Source organism: Streptomyces sp. NPDC056738 (assembly GCF_042790435.1).
GTDB lineage: Bacteria > Actinomycetota > Actinomycetes > Streptomycetales > Streptomycetaceae > Streptomyces.
Genome location: NZ_JBHTZF010000015.1, coordinates 210,807 through 223,752, shown reverse-complemented (window position 1 = coordinate 223,752; position 12,946 = coordinate 210,807). Strand labels below are relative to the sequence as shown.

Annotated in this window: 14 protein-coding genes and 3 tRNA genes; 4 read left to right on the top strand and 13 right to left on the bottom strand. The window is 70.7% G+C overall.

From position 1 onward, the window contains the following. Positions 1 to 51: 51 nt before the first annotated feature. From ACFRIC_RS34060 to ACFRIC_RS34030, 7 genes are all read right to left on the bottom strand, one after another. Positions 52 to 1,548, bottom strand: a complete 1,497-nt coding sequence (locus tag ACFRIC_RS34060; protein ID WP_382794033.1) for a DHA2 family efflux MFS transporter permease subunit — start codon at positions 1,546 to 1,548, stop codon at positions 52 to 54. 100 nt (positions 1,549 to 1,648) lie between these two features. Beyond that, positions 1,649 to 2,218 carry a TetR/AcrR family transcriptional regulator gene (locus ACFRIC_RS34055; RefSeq protein WP_382794030.1) on the bottom strand — a complete coding sequence of 190 codons (570 nt, stop codon included), beginning with the start codon at positions 2,216 to 2,218 and terminating at the stop codon, positions 1,649 to 1,651. A gap of 311 nt (positions 2,219 to 2,529) precedes the next feature. After that, on the bottom strand, positions 2,530 to 2,958 hold the full coding sequence (locus ACFRIC_RS34050) for a MaoC family dehydratase (RefSeq protein ID WP_382794027.1): 429 nt from the start codon (positions 2,956 to 2,958) through the stop codon (positions 2,530 to 2,532). 1 nt (position 2,959) lies between these two features. Continuing rightward, positions 2,960 to 3,412 (bottom strand): MaoC family dehydratase N-terminal domain-containing protein, encoded by a 453-nt coding sequence (locus ACFRIC_RS34045; RefSeq protein ID WP_261705289.1) that lies wholly within the window; start codon positions 3,410 to 3,412, stop codon positions 2,960 to 2,962. A 365-nt stretch (positions 3,413 to 3,777) separates the two neighbouring features. Then, positions 3,778 to 3,942, bottom strand: a complete 165-nt coding sequence (gene rpmG, locus ACFRIC_RS34040; RefSeq protein WP_003948671.1) for a 50S ribosomal protein L33 — start codon at positions 3,940 to 3,942, stop codon at positions 3,778 to 3,780. Between the two features lie 87 nt (positions 3,943 to 4,029). Next, positions 4,030 to 4,102: transfer RNA gene (locus ACFRIC_RS34035), tRNA-Met, on the bottom strand. A 46-nt stretch (positions 4,103 to 4,148) separates the two neighbouring features. Continuing rightward, positions 4,149 to 4,221 (bottom strand) — tRNA-Thr (locus tag ACFRIC_RS34030). 795 nt (positions 4,222 to 5,016) lie between these two features. Here ACFRIC_RS34030 and ACFRIC_RS34025 point away from each other — a divergent pair. Beyond that, positions 5,017 to 6,279, top strand: coding sequence for an amidohydrolase family protein (locus ACFRIC_RS34025; protein WP_382794024.1), 1,263 nt, complete (start codon positions 5,017 to 5,019; stop codon positions 6,277 to 6,279). A gap of 93 nt (positions 6,280 to 6,372) precedes the next feature. Here the strand turns inward: ACFRIC_RS34025 and ACFRIC_RS34020 are convergent, their stop codons facing one another. Next, positions 6,373 to 7,446: a hypothetical protein gene (locus tag ACFRIC_RS34020; RefSeq protein ID WP_382794022.1), complete on the bottom strand. Its 1,074-nt coding sequence runs from the start codon at positions 7,444 to 7,446 to the stop codon at positions 6,373 to 6,375. Positions 7,447 to 7,591: 145 nt separating this feature from the next. Between ACFRIC_RS34020 and ACFRIC_RS34015 the strand changes: the two genes are divergently transcribed. After that, on the top strand, positions 7,592 to 8,248 hold the full coding sequence (locus ACFRIC_RS34015; protein ID WP_382794019.1) for an SDR family oxidoreductase: 657 nt from the start codon (positions 7,592 to 7,594) through the stop codon (positions 8,246 to 8,248). Between the two features lie 39 nt (positions 8,249 to 8,287). Here ACFRIC_RS34015 and ACFRIC_RS34010 read toward each other — a convergent pair whose 3' ends face one another. The 3 genes from ACFRIC_RS34010 to ACFRIC_RS34000 form a co-directional block, all read right to left on the bottom strand. Continuing rightward, on the bottom strand, positions 8,288 to 8,500 hold the full coding sequence (locus ACFRIC_RS34010; RefSeq protein WP_355760785.1) for a hypothetical protein: 213 nt from the start codon (positions 8,498 to 8,500) through the stop codon (positions 8,288 to 8,290). A 359-nt stretch (positions 8,501 to 8,859) separates the two neighbouring features. After that, the gene (locus tag ACFRIC_RS34005; protein ID WP_382794015.1) at positions 8,860 to 9,126 is read right to left on the bottom strand and encodes a hypothetical protein; all 267 of its coding nucleotides are present in this window, start codon (positions 9,124 to 9,126) and stop codon (positions 8,860 to 8,862) included. Between the two features lie 468 nt (positions 9,127 to 9,594). Beyond that, positions 9,595 to 9,676 (bottom strand) — tRNA-Tyr (locus ACFRIC_RS34000). Between the two features lie 201 nt (positions 9,677 to 9,877). Here ACFRIC_RS34000 and ACFRIC_RS33995 point away from each other — a divergent pair. Continuing rightward, entirely contained in the window at positions 9,878 to 10,366 is a 489-nt protein-coding gene (locus tag ACFRIC_RS33995; RefSeq protein WP_037627493.1) for a YajQ family cyclic di-GMP-binding protein, read from the top strand. A 116-nt stretch (positions 10,367 to 10,482) separates the two neighbouring features. Here the strand turns inward: ACFRIC_RS33995 and ACFRIC_RS33990 are convergent, their stop codons facing one another. Then, positions 10,483 to 10,749, bottom strand: a complete 267-nt coding sequence (locus ACFRIC_RS33990) for a GlsB/YeaQ/YmgE family stress response membrane protein (protein WP_103554853.1) — start codon at positions 10,747 to 10,749, stop codon at positions 10,483 to 10,485. A gap of 190 nt (positions 10,750 to 10,939) precedes the next feature. Between ACFRIC_RS33990 and ACFRIC_RS33985 the strand changes: the two genes are divergently transcribed. Then, the gene (locus ACFRIC_RS33985; protein ID WP_382794010.1) at positions 10,940 to 12,184 is read left to right on the top strand and encodes an APC family permease; all 1,245 of its coding nucleotides are present in this window, start codon (positions 10,940 to 10,942) and stop codon (positions 12,182 to 12,184) included. Positions 12,185 to 12,350: 166 nt separating this feature from the next. On the opposite strand, the gene ACFRIC_RS33980 is transcribed toward ACFRIC_RS33985, so the two are convergent. Further along, positions 12,351 to 12,917: an SMI1/KNR4 family protein gene (locus tag ACFRIC_RS33980; RefSeq protein ID WP_382794007.1), complete on the bottom strand. Its 567-nt coding sequence runs from the start codon at positions 12,915 to 12,917 to the stop codon at positions 12,351 to 12,353. Positions 12,918 to 12,946: the final 29 nt, after the last annotated feature.

The window sequence follows — 12,946 nt, the reverse complement described above, 5'->3', positions numbered from 1 at the left end:
CGCGTACGGCCCCGCCCGGGCGGGCGGGGCCGTACGCGTGCGTGCCCGTGCTCAGCGGCCGGCGGTCTCCAGCACCGGGGCCGACCCGGAGGAGCCGGACTGGGCGGCGTCCGTCGCGTCCGCCGCGTTCCCTGCGGCGCGGCGTCCGGCCGGGATCACCAGGGCGGCGATTCCGGCGAGGGCCACGACCGCCGAGCCGGTGACCAGCGCGGGCCGCAGTCCGTCCACGAAGGCCTGGCCGGACTCGTATCCGCCCTGGGCGGCGAAGATCGACGACATGATGGCGACACCGAGCGCGCCGCCCACCTCGCGGAGCGCGTTGTTGGCGCCCGAGGCGATGCCCTGCTCCTGCGGCCGGACGCTGGACATGACCAGGTTGGCCGCCGGGGCGAAGTACAGCGCCATGCCGACACCGCTGATGATCAGAGCGGGCAGCTGAGCACTGTACGAGGCGTGGGCGGTGGCCACGACGGCCATGTAGCCGAGGCCGACGGCCTGGAGGAAGAGGCCCGCCGCGACGACCGGGCGGCCGCCGATGCGATCGGACAGGATGCCCGCGATCGGCGCGACCAGCATCGGCATACCGGTCCAGGGGAGCATCCGCAGCCCCGCCTCGGTCGGCGAGTAGCCGAGCACTCCCTGCATGTACTGGCTGAGCAGGAAGATCGAGCCGAACATCCCGAGGAACATCAGCAGGCTGGCCGCGTTGATGCCGGCGAAGGCACGGGAGCGGAAGAGCCGCATCGGGAGCATCGGATTCTTCGCCCGGGTGCCGTGGACGACGAAGCCGACGAGCAGGGCGCCGCCCGCGATCAGCCCGGTCAGGACGAACCCACTGGTCCAGCCGTCGGCGGGCCCGCGGACGAGGCCGTAGACGATCCCGAAGAGGCCGCCGCTGGCCAGCAGGGTGCCGGGGAAGTCCAGCCGGGATCCGGCGCCGAACGACTCGGCCAGACGCAGCCGGGCGAGCGGGAGCACCGCGAGACCCAGCGGAACGTTCAGCCAGAAGATCCAGTGCCAGGAGACGTGCTCGGTGAGGCTGCCGCCGATGAGGGGCCCCGAGGCGACCGCGAGACCGTTGACGGCGCCCCAGATCCCGTACGCCATCCCGCGCCTGGCCGCGGGGACCGCGGCGGTCAGCAGGGTCAGGGTCAGCGGCATCATGATCGCCGCGCCGACGCCCTGGACCGCGCGGGCGGCGATCAGCGAGTCGATGCCGGGGGCCATGGCCGCGGCGGCCGAGGCACCGGTGAAGATGCTCAGACCGACCAGGAAGAGCCTGCGGCGGCCGAACCGGTCACCGAGCGCCGCGCCGAACATGAGCAGGACGGCGAAGGTGAGCGTGTAGGCGCTCACGGTCCATTCCAGGTCGCCGAGCGCTCCCCCGAGATCCTTGCGGATGGACGGCAGGGCGGTGGTGACGACGAGGTTGTCGAGAGCCGCCATGAACCCGGCGACGCTCGTGATGAGAAGGGCCCAACCAGCGCCACCGCGACGCGCGGCCGGTTCCGCTGCCGGTGCTGCTTTCTTTGCCGTCTGCTGAGACATCGCTCCCCCAGAGCATGATGTGATCGCCATTGACGATTAGTTATTGATGACTAACTTTTGTGGACATGAAAAGGCGCCGAACTCCGCCTTCTCCCTCGCGCTACTTCTCCAGCCGGCCCGTGACCCGCGCCGACGGGTAGAGCCCTTCCCAGACCCGGTGCTCGGGCGGGAAACCCATCGCCACCAGGCAGTTGACGAGCATTCCGTACGCCATGAAGGTCGTCGTCTCGCTGGTCTCGGCCCCGAGCGGCACGTGCACGGCGTCCCACAGCCGCATCCAGCCGGCCCGCACCGCCTCGCCGAACTCGTGATCGCCGGCCTCCTCGGCCGCCGCCACCGCTACGTACGTCTGCATCTGCATGAGCAGCCGCTCCGGGTGCTCCGCGATCACCTTGACGTAGGCGTTGGCCATGGCGTGCAGGGCTTCCTCGCCCTCCAGCCCTTCGGCGGCCTCCACCATGGTCTGCCGGGCGAGCTCCATGCAGCGCTCGGTGGCCGCCAGGAAGATCGCCTTCTTGCCCGGGAAGAGCCTGAAGAGATACGGCTGCGAGACGCCGACGCGGCGGGCGATCGCCTCGGTGGACGTGCCGTGGTAGCCACCGCGGGCGAACTCGCTCATCGCCGCGCGGATGACGCTCTCGCGCCTCTCCTCTGCGCTCATCCTGACCATGTAGCTAAGTTAGTACTCAATCACTAACTGCGTCAAGGGTGGGTGTGCGGGTGTGGGCGGGCGTCGGCCCTGGGGGCGATCCACGGCAGGCGTCGGCCCTGGGGGCGATCCACGGCAGGCGCCGGCTCTGGGGCGATCCGGGGTGGGCGCCGGTCCTGGGGACGATCCAGAGTGACCGCCGGTCCTGGAGGTCGGTCCATGGCGGGCGCCGATGCGTAAGGGGCGCCCGCCATGGACGGACGCCCCTTACGAGACTTGCGTGGGTCACGGGGCAGGGATGCCCGTGCTCCGGTGAATTCCGCCGATCCGGGTCAGGCCAGCCGTACGACCGCGCGGGACATCCCCAGGACCTTCTGGCCGCCGCTGGTCGCCGTGAGGTCGACGCGGACGGTGTTGTCGTCGAGCTTGGCGGCGACCTTGCCGCCGACCTCGATCGTGGCGCCCTTGTCGTCGTTCGGGACGACGACGGGCTTGGTGAAGCGGACCCCGTACTCGACGACGGCGGCCGGGTCGCCGACCCAGTCGGTCACCACGCGGATCGCCTCGGCCATGGTGAACATGCCGTGCGCGATGACGTCCGGAAGGCCCACCTCGACCGCGAACTTCTCGTTCCAGTGGATCGGGTTGAAGTCGCCGGAGGCCCCCGCGTACTGAACGAGCGTGGCCCGCGTCACGGAGAACGTCTGGGGCGGCAGTTCGGTGCCGACCTCGACGTCCGCGTAAGAGATCTTCGCCGCCATGTCAGCCCACCTCCGCCGCGCGGGACACGAGCTTCGTGACAGCCGTCACGACGTGCTCGCCCGCCTCGTCGTGGACCTCGCCACGGACGTCCAGGATGTCGTTGCCCGCGAGGGACTTGATCGACTCGATGGTCGAGGTGACCGTGAGCCGGTCGCCCGCGCGCACCGGGCGCGTGTAGGCGAACTTCTGGTCGCCGTGCACCACCCGGCTGTAGTCGAGACCCAGTTGCGGGTCCTGCACGACCTGGCCCGCGGCCTTGAACGTGATGGCGAACACAAAAGTGGGCGGGGCGATCACATCGGGGTGACCGAGAGCACGTGCGGCCTCGGGGTCCGTGTACGCAGGGTTGCTGTCCCCCACGGCCTCCGCGAACTCGCGGATCTTCTCCCGACCGACCTCATAGGGGTCGGTGGGCGGGTAGGACCGCCCTACGAAGGACTGGTCGAGCGCCATGGGCTCGGCACCTCCTGGTTGTGTTCGCTGCGCTGATGGTCTTCGCTGCGCGCCTGATGTCTTCGCCGCGACGGCCGCCTTCGCCACCACGTCGCACGCCTTCGGTACGCCGGGTGCCTTCGGCACACCGGACGTCTTCGGCGGACGGACGGCTCGACCGCGCCGGCTGTCCTCGGTGCGCCGAGTGCCCTCGGTGCGCCAGGTGTCACGGTTGCCGCGGCGGGACCGGCCGTTTTGGCCGGACGGCCCATCTTCGCTCGAAAACGCCCGTACGCCTATGACACCCCGGTCCGCGCCGGACATCGGTTCCACAACGACGCGAGGCCGCCCCCCGTGAAGGGGACGGCCTCGTGTACGAGCCTGAATTATCGCGTTTCGCGGTGCGCGGTGTGCGCGTTGCAACGCGGGCAGTGCTTCTTCATCTCCAGTCGGTCCGGGTTGTTACGCCGGTTCTTCTTGGTGATGTAGTTCCGCTCCTTGCACTCCACGCAGGCCAGCGTGATCTTCGGGCGGACGTCGGTGGCAGCCACAGGAGTGCTCCTTGACGAACGGATGGGACATTAACGCATAGAAGAGTAGCCGATCGAAGGACCGACCCCACAATCGGCTACTGTCAGTAGCGGTGACCGGACTTGAACCGGTGACACAGCGATTATGAGCCGCTTGCTCTACCGACTGAGCTACACCGCTTTGATGGGTTCGGTCCCCGCCTCGCGACGGGAACCTCCCTCACCAGAGCCCCAATACGGAATCGAACCGTAGACCTTCTCCTTACCATGGAGACGCTCTACCGACTGAGCTATTGGGGCGAGCGATGAAGACATTACACGGTCCTCCGCCGATCGCCCAAATCCGTTTCGCGGCACCTGCCCGGGCCTGATCACGAGCGGTTTCCCGGCCGTTCCCACAAGCCTTCGGACGCCTCTCCGGACTCCTGGATCACAGGTGGTGACGGCTTTCGGGCCGCCCAGGGGGCACGGACCTGCGCCGGGCCGGGTGGTGTGCCGGGGCGGCCGCGTGCCGGGCCGGGTGGCGCCTGCGCCGGACCAGATGATGCGCTGCGGCGGGCAACCCCGCACGGAGCCGCCTGGCGGCCCTCGCCGGGCCGGGTGATGTGCTGAGGCCGGAGTGCTCGCCGCAGGCCAGGTGGCGGCACGCGCCGGAGCAGCCCACGTACGAGCCGAGTGTCGGCCCGCACCGGATGGCCCGCACCGGGCCAGGCGAGGGCACGCGCCGGATCGTCCAGGCGACGGCACGCGCGGGAGCGGCCACGCACGGGAGCGGGTGGCGGCACGCGCGGGAGCGGCCACGCACGGGGCCGGGCAACGGCACGCGCGGGAGCGGCCACTCACGGGGGCGGGTGACGGTCCTCGGCGGAGCGGCCGCACCCCCGGCCGGTCGGAACCCGGTCAGCAAGCGGCCCGTTGTGGAACCCTCCCGAAGGGGGCCGGTCTCGGCCGGTCAGCGGACCACGCCGGTACGACTATTGCGCTCCTCCCTGACGTCGACGGGTCGCCGCCCTAGGCTCGACCCACGCTGCGTGATCTTGTGTCCCCACGCCCGCAGTCGTCCCTCCGCAGCCGCCCCCGAGCCACAGGAGCGCGATGCCCGACAGTCAGCAGCAGCCGCCCCACTCCCCCTCGGGACAGACCGACCCGGCCGCGCTCCTGCTGTGCGGGGCGCGGCTCACCGACGGCCGGACCGTGGACGTACGGCTCGGCGGCGGCCGTATCGAGGCGGTCGGCACCGCGGGAAGCCTGGCGGCGGGTGCCTCGGGGGCTCGCGCCGCACGGGTGGACCTCAGTGGCTACCTCCTCCTGCCGGCCCCCGCCGAGGCCCACGCGCACAGCGACACCGCCCTGACGGCCGACGGCGAGGGGCCTCTCGCGTACGACGACCTGGCGGTCCGGCGCCGCGCCACCGAGGCGGCCCTGCTGCAACTCGGGCACGGGGCCACGGCGTTGCGGTCCCATGTTCGCGTCGGTGACGTCCAAGGGCTGGACGCGCTGGCGGCGGTGCTCGAGGTACGGCGGTCGTTGCGGGGGCTCGCCGAACTGACGACGGTGGCGATGCCGCGGGTGCTGACCGGGGCGGCCGGCGCCGACGGGCTCGCGATGCTCCGGGACGCCTTGAAGATGGGCGCATCCGTAGTGGGCGGCTGCCCGGACGCCGACCCCGATCCGACGGGCTACGTCGAGGCCGTCCTGGAACTCGCCTCCGAGCACGGCTGTCCGGTGGATCTGCACACGGACGCCGCCGATCCCGCCCGGCTGGCCCGGCTCGCCGCGATGGCGGGCGGGCTGCGGCCCGGGGTGACCCTCGGCCCGTGCGGAGGGCTCGGCCGGCTGCCCTCCGAGGTGGCCGCCCGCGCCGCGGACCAACTCGCCGCCGCCGGGGTGACGGTGGTGTGTCTGCCGCAGGGCGGCTGCGGCTCGGCCGACGGGCGCGACACGGCTCCCGTACGGCTCCTGCGCGCGGCCGGGGTGCGGGTCGCCGCGGGCGGCGGCGCCCTGCGAGACGTGTCCAACCCGGTGGGACGCGGAGACCCTCTGGAGGCCGCGTACTTGCTCGCCTCCCGGTACGGACTGCACCCCGAGGAGGCCTACGACGCCGTGAGTTGTGCCGCCAGAGCCGTCCTCGGGCTGCCCGAAGTGCGCGTGGAGGCGGGGTTCCCGGCCGAGTTGCTCGCCGTCCGCGGGGACGGTCTGGCGGGGGTGCTGTCCCTCTCGTACAGCCGCATCGTGATCCACCGGGGGCGCGTGGTGGCGCGTACGAGCGCGGTACGGGAGTACTGCGACTCGGCGACCGACACCGGTCTCGAACTGCCCCGGCAAGGACGGGAAGAGCCGTCCTGGCCGGGGTTCTGAACACACTTCCGGCGCCCGGGAACCCACCTCAGGGGCCGGGCTTCGCCCACTACGCCTGCTGGGCCTGCCGGGCCTGCCGGGCCTGCTGCGGTACTAGAACCCACCGCCCATGAAGGCGGTTCCCAGCGGGCTGGAGCCGGGGACCTTGTCGACGGGGATCTCGGTGGCCCCGGCCGGCGCGCTGACGTCACCCGCGGCGGAGAACTTCAGGACGAGAGGCAGCTTGGCCTTCTGCGGGCTGTCGGCGAGGACGGCCAGGTCGACCCTGATCTGCCGGAGGTCGCCGTTCTTCAGGGTGAAGTCGACGGCGGCCTTCCTGTTCGGCGCGTCCTTGAGGTCCTTGGCGGAGGGGAGTTCCGCTCCCGCCGGCAGGTCGCCCTGCAGCGGGCGGAGCTTGTCGAAGACGCCGGTGAGCAGGTCGCGGACGTTGCCCGTGGCGACGACGTGCTCGACCCCGTCGGCGCCGGCCTTGGTCCGGAAGGTGACCTTGTGGCCGATGACACCGCGCACGGCGTCGAGAACCTTCTTCTGGGTCTTCGCGTCGATCTCCCCGTCGCCGGCGGCCCCCTTCGAGCCACCCCCGGCGGCCTTCCCCGCCCGCTCCAGCTCCTTGGTGTTCACCTTCACCCAGTCGCCTTCGAGGACCTTCTTGAACTCCTTCTGGCTCGGCGGGAGCTCGTCGGGCGACGGCATGGGAACGCCCATCGCCCGGCCGATGGCCTTCATGTCGGTGCGGTAGTACATGAAGTCGCCGATGATCCGGTACTCGACCAGGACGCCGTCGGTGCCCGTGATCCGCATGCTCGTACCGACGAGGTCCTTCTCGCCCGAATCGGCCAGTGCCTTCCTGGACTTGACGGAGACGTCGACGCGCAGGCCGCTGACGAACTTGGCGAACTCCGGCGGAAGGGACTCGTCGGAACCGTCCTCGCCCGCGACGGCGTCGATCGCGGCCGCGTCGGCGTCCAGGTCCAACTGGAAGGCGATCGACTTCTGTTCGCCCAGCCGGGAGACGGCGTGGTCCACCTTCTGCCCGGCCGTGAGGTTCTGGACCGTGCCGCAGGCGGCCGCCGCGGTGAGAAGGACAGCGGTGCAGCCGACAGCCGTGGCGGTCTTGCGTATGGCGGTGATGATGGTCTCCTCTTGCAACGCCGTACAGGTCCGCACGGCGTTCCCTCGTTTCGCGTGTTCACTCGTTCCGACGCGTTCTCGCGGTGATCACCCACGCGTTCACAGTGATCACCCATGTGACTCATGAGTTGTCCACAGGGTTGTGCGGCGAACGCGGTCATCCGGGCGTACGGTCGGAAACATGCGCATTGTCATCGCTGGTGGTCATGGTCAGATCGCGCTGCGGCTGGAGCGGCTGCTCTCCGCGCGCGGGGACGAGGTCGCGGGGATCATCCGCCGTGCCGAGCAGGGGGACGATCTACGGGCGGCCGGCGCCGAGCCCGTCCTGTGCGATCTGGAATCGGCATCGGTGGAGGAGGTCGCCGCGCATCTGCAGGGCGCGGACGCGGCCGTCTTCGCGGCGGGCGCCGGACCCGGCAGCGGTGCGGACCGCAAGCAGACGGTGGACAAGGGCGCGGCGATCCTGTTCGCCGACGCCGCCGAGCGCGCGGGCGTGCGTCGGCACGTGGTCGTCTCCTCCATGGGCGCGGACCCGGCCCACACGGGTGACGACATCTTCGACGCGTACCTGCGCGCCAAGGGCGAGGCCGACGAATACGTACGCGGCCGTACGGGCCTGGACTGGACGATCCTGCGCCCCGGCGGCCTGATCGACGACGCCGGAACGGGCCTCGTACGCCTGGAGGCCTCGACCGGCCGCGGCATGATCCCCCGCGACGACGTCGCCGCGGTCCTCGCCGAACTGGTCGACACCCCGGCCACCACCGGCCTGATCCTGGAAGCCGTCAGCGGCTCGACCCCGATCTCGGTGGCGGTGAAGGCGGTGGCGGGCAACTAGCCTCGGGGCTGCCGTGGTGGAGGTCTCTTCGGGGTCTGCTCAGAAGAGGGGGAGCTGGCCGGGGAAGTCGGGAAGGGCGTACCCGTCCAGCGTGGGCTGCGCCGCCCCGATGAACGCCTCCCGGCGCGAACCGGCGCACGAGACCAGCTCCCCGGTCCCCCGCGCGCCGGGCGGATCATGCCGGGCGAACCGCCCCGCGACGACGGCGATCTCCCGACGGCACTCGGGGCAGTTTCTGCGACGCGATGACATGTGATCAGTGTGCCCCGCGACCGCGATTCCGCCCCCACCGGCCACCGACCGAGGCCGGACCTTCCCACCACAAGCCCTAAATTTCCCCCTGCACCGACGGAGGAAAGGTCACCAACGAGAAATTCGCCGCACGAACCCGAACGGAGAACAGACCGAACAGGAAATGCCGGGGTAGAGGGATAGGGATAGGGATAGAGAAATGGGTGGGGAAATAGAGCGGACCGAAACGATCGCACCGGAGAAGCAGTAGCACCATCGCACCCCGCGAAATCAAGGCACCGGCAGCACGCGACGACGGACCACCGCTGGGCTCCTAGGCCTCTAGGTCTCGCTCGCGCCCTCCCCGCAACTCACCGCCCTCACGCGGGCAGTTCATCCACGTACCGCTTGGCCCACACGAGCGAGACGTCGGGATACTCCTCGCGGACCGCCTTGATGGCAGCGACATCGCCCTTGGCCCTGCGGACCCCCAGGATGCGCTCCGCGTCGACCTGGTCGCGGAACCCTTCGAAGGATCCGTACCGGTCCCAGAAAGCCTTCTCGCGCTTCTTCGCGGCCCTGTTCCCGGCGACACCGACGGCAACCGCGATACCCATCACGATGAAACCCACTATTCCCCCGAGCATGGCTCTCCTTCGTCGCTCCTACGTGCGTCACTGAGTACGCCGCCCAATTTACCCACCCCCGGACGGGAGCCACGCAGGAGCAGGCATCCCTTTCCGGCCCACGATTTCCGGCCGGCGCATTCACGGCACCCCGGCCGACCCGACGGGAGGCCCCCGAGAACAAGTACGCCCGCAAGCCCACCGAATGACGCCGGGTCACACCCCACGCCCCTACCTGCGAGGCGGGGGCTCCCCCGGAGGCCGGACCTCAGGTACAGGCACCCCCTGGACCCCTGGCAACCCCCTGGACCCCAGCTACCGGGACGCCCTCATCGGGGGACGCCGGCGCATTTCAGCCCCCGCACCAGGCGCCATGGACAACCACCCAGGCCAAGGGCGACACCGCCGCGGCCACCGGGCCGCGCGCCCAACAAAAAGAAACCCCCTCCGATCTACGTTTCCGCAGATCGGAGGGGGTTCACCTTCATGTGGCGGCGCCAGGATTCGAACCTGGGAAGGCGAAGCCGGCAGATTTACAGTCTGCTCCCTTTGGCCGCTCGGGCACACCGCCGGGGTTGCTGCCCCTGAGCCTCGCTTGCGCGGTGCTCCCTGGCAACGACGTAAACGATACCTGATGCTCGGGGATGCTTCGCCACCCAATTGATCGACGCTTGGGGGGAGGGGGGTGGCTAGGCTTATGCGGATGCGGCCGGTGGCCTACGCCGGGCTCGACGGCCGCCCCTACGCACCCCGATACAAGGAGCCACAGGACATGGCCGACTCCAGTTTCGACATCGTCTCGAAGGTCGAGCGGCAGGAGGTCGACAACGCCCTCAACCAGGCCGCCAAGGAGATCTCGCAGCGCTACGACTTCAAGAACGTCGGCGCCTCCATCTCCTGGTCCGGCGAGAAGATCCTCATGGAGGCGAACTCCGAGGAGCGGGTGAAGGCCATCCTCGATGTGTTCGAGACCAAGCTGATCAAGCGCGGCATCTCGCTGAAGTCGCTGGACGCCGGTGAGCCCCAGCTCTCCGGCAAGGAGTACAAGATCTTCGCGACCATCGAGGAGGGCATCTCCCAGGAGAACGCCAAGAAGGTGGCGAAGATCATCCGCGACGAGGGCCCCAAGGGCGTGAAGGCCCAGGTGCAGGGCGACGAGCTTCGCGTCAGCTCGAAGAGCCGCGACGACCTGCAGGCCGTTCAGGCCCTCCTCAAGGGCAAGGACTTCGACTTCGCCCTGCAGTTCGTGAACTACCGCTAGAACGCCCGGCAGGCGCCATGCGCCGGCGGCCGGCACGGTCGCTGGTACGAGGAAGGGTGGGCACCCGGGGTGTCCACCCTTCTCGTCGTGCCGGCCACGGTCCCGGCCACGCGGGCTCAGCGGCGCGAGTCGCCGAACAGGATGCGGTAGAGGATCAGCAGGACGAGCGAGCCGCCGATGGCCGCGACCCACGTGGCCCCGTCGTAGAAGTGCTTGCTGACGGGGTGGTCGAGCCAGCGGGCCGATATCCAGCCGCCGACGAACGCGCCCACGACACCGATCACGGTGGTGCCGACGAAGCCTCCCGGGTCACGCCCCGGCAGCAGGAACTTGGCGATGGCGCCTGCCAGCAGCCCCAGAATGATCCAGCTGATGATGCCCATGTTCTGAGCCTGCCCTTCCGTCCTGTACTCACGCTGTCGCGGCCCTGTGAATCCGCTCCGCGCGGGTCCTGTCCGCGCTGTCCGTATGCGGTGCGGATCACGTGCACCGAAACGCCGTCTCGGTGCCGTGCCGATGAACAGGACGTCGCTGCGGCTCCCGCCGGTTGCGTCGATCAGTAAGGTGCGGCGCATGACGACGACCGGTCCCGAACTGCGCCGCACGCTGGGCGTCGGAGACGCCGTGGTCATCGGGCTCGGCTCGATGATCGGTGCCGGCATCTTCGCCGCGCTCGGCCCCGCCGCGCGGGCGGCCGGATCCGGGCTCCTGCTCGGCCTCGCCGTCGCCGCGGTCGTCGCCTACTGCAACGCGATGTCGTCGGCCCGGCTGGCCGCCCTGTACCCCGCTTCCGGCGGCACGTACGTCTACGGGCGCGAGCGGCTCGGGGTCTTCTGGGGTTGCCTGGCGGGCTGGTCGTTCATCGTCGGCAAGACGGCCTCCTGCGCGGCGATGGCACTCACCGTGGGCGCGTACGTCTGGCCCTCGCAGGCCCACGCGGTGGCGGTCGCCGCGGTGGTGGCGCTGACCGCCGTGAACTACGGCGGCATGCAGAAGTCGGCCCGGCTGACGCGGGTGATCGTGGCGGTGGTCCTGGCGGTCCTCGCTTCCGTGGTGGTGGGGTGTCTCGGTTCGGACGCCTCCGACGCCGGGCGGCTGGGCATCGGTCTGTCGGACGGCGCGGGCGGGGTGCTTCAGGCTGCCGGGCTGCTCTTCTTCGCGTTCGCCGGGTACGCGCGGATCGCCACGCTCGGCGAGGAGGTCCGCGATCCGGCACGCACCATTCCCCGCGCGATCCCGCTGGCTCTGGGCATCGCGCTCGCGGTCTACGCGGTGGTCGCTGTCGCTGTCCTTTCAGTGCTCGGAACGGAGGGGCTGGGGCTTGCTCCGGCGCCGCTGGCGGACGCCGTACGAGCGGCGGGGCTGCCGGGGCTCGTGCCGATCGTGCGGGTGGGGGCCGCCGTGGCCGCGCTCGGCTCTCTGCTCGCTCTGATCCTGGGTGTCTCACGGACCACGCTGGCCATGGCCCGCGACCGTCATCTGCCGCACGCACTGGCCGCCGTCCATCCGCGCTTCCAGGTCCCGCACCGGGCGGAACTGGCCGTCGGCGCGGTCGTCGCCGTGCTGGCCGCGACGCTGGACGTGCGCGGCGCGATCGGTTTCTCCTCCTTCGGCGTGCTGGCCTACTACGCGATCGCCAACGCCTCCGCCTGGACGCTGAGTCCGTCACCGGCATCGCGTGCCGTGCCGGCGCTGGGCCTCCTCGGCTGCGTGACGCTGGCCTTCGCCCTGCCGGGGGTATCGGTGGTCGTCGGAGCGGCCGTCCTGGCGGTCGGGGCGGTCGTGTACGGCGTACGGCTGTGGGCGGCTTCGCGCTGAGCGCTGTCCTGCGACAGTCCTGCGACAGCGGGGATCAGCTTTGGGTGCGTGTTTCTTGCGTGGCCGGTCGACGGAGGGCGTCCGTGGGCGCTCTGGCGATCGGAAGGTCGGGCGGTCGGGCGGTCGGGCGGTCGGGCGGAGCAGGAAGCCCGGGTCGCCGGGCGGGTCAGGAGGCCCGAGTCGCCGTCGCGCGTATGGAGAAGTCGGGCCAGGCAGGGAGGTCCGCGCCGTCGTTGGACTCCTCGTACCAGCCCGTTCCCTCCAGCCACGCGAGCAGCCAGGTCGCGAGGTCGGGCGCGTCCACGTACCAGGCGTGGTCGGCGCGGTGGGCGTTCGGCTCGAAGAGCAGGACCTTGCCGTCGGGGCTCTGGCAGTCCACGCACGCGTACATTCCGCAGCCCCAGTGGGATATGGGCAGGACGCCCTCGGGCCATGGCCATTCGGGGTCCTTGCGGCCGCTCTCGCGGCTGGCGAGGTACTGCGGAACGGCCGCCGGTTCGCCCGACGGCGCGCCGTCGAGCAGGGGCAACAGGCCGTACTCCGGACCGAATCCGCCGTCCCCTATCCGGAGGTAGAGGGCGGCGAGCAGCGCGGGCAGGGGGAAGCCGAGGACGGCCTCGGCGCGGGCGACCTCGGCCGGGCCCACGGGCGCGGGAAGCGAAGGCCAGCCCCACGGGCGGGTGTTACGGGCCTCCGTGGCGACCCGTGCCAGCAACTGCTCGATTTCGGTCATGGATTCATGATGCAGCGCACCACCGACAA

What these genes read in the sequence shown, in the direction of transcription:
- ACFRIC_RS34060 (WP_382794033.1), bottom strand. Translation starts at nt 1,548, where the DNA reads ATGTCTCAGCAGACGGCAAAGAAAGCAGCACCGGCAGCGGAACCGGCC.
- ACFRIC_RS34055 (WP_382794030.1), bottom strand. Translation starts at nt 2,218, where the DNA reads ATGGTCAGGATGAGCGCAGAGGAGAGGCGCGAGAGCGTCATCCGCGCG.
- ACFRIC_RS34050 (WP_382794027.1), bottom strand. Translation starts at nt 2,958, where the DNA reads ATGGCGGCGAAGATCTCTTACGCGGACGTCGAGGTCGGCACCGAACTG.
- ACFRIC_RS34045 (WP_261705289.1), bottom strand. Translation starts at nt 3,412, where the DNA reads ATGGCGCTCGACCAGTCCTTCGTAGGGCGGTCCTACCCGCCCACCGAC.
- ACFRIC_RS34025 (WP_382794024.1), top strand. Translation starts at nt 5,017, where the DNA reads ATGCCCGACAGTCAGCAGCAGCCGCCCCACTCCCCCTCGGGACAGACC.
- ACFRIC_RS34015 (WP_382794019.1), top strand. Translation starts at nt 7,592, where the DNA reads ATGCGCATTGTCATCGCTGGTGGTCATGGTCAGATCGCGCTGCGGCTG.
- ACFRIC_RS34010 (WP_355760785.1), bottom strand. Translation starts at nt 8,500, where the DNA reads ATGTCATCGCGTCGCAGAAACTGCCCCGAGTGCCGTCGGGAGATCGCC.
- ACFRIC_RS34005 (WP_382794015.1), bottom strand. Translation starts at nt 9,126, where the DNA reads ATGCTCGGGGGAATAGTGGGTTTCATCGTGATGGGTATCGCGGTTGCC.
- ACFRIC_RS33995 (WP_037627493.1), top strand. Translation starts at nt 9,878, where the DNA reads ATGGCCGACTCCAGTTTCGACATCGTCTCGAAGGTCGAGCGGCAGGAG.
- ACFRIC_RS33990 (WP_103554853.1), bottom strand. Translation starts at nt 10,749, where the DNA reads ATGGGCATCATCAGCTGGATCATTCTGGGGCTGCTGGCAGGCGCCATC.
- ACFRIC_RS33985 (WP_382794010.1), top strand. Translation starts at nt 10,940, where the DNA reads ATGACGACGACCGGTCCCGAACTGCGCCGCACGCTGGGCGTCGGAGAC.
- ACFRIC_RS33980 (WP_382794007.1), bottom strand. Translation starts at nt 12,917, where the DNA reads ATGACCGAAATCGAGCAGTTGCTGGCACGGGTCGCCACGGAGGCCCGT.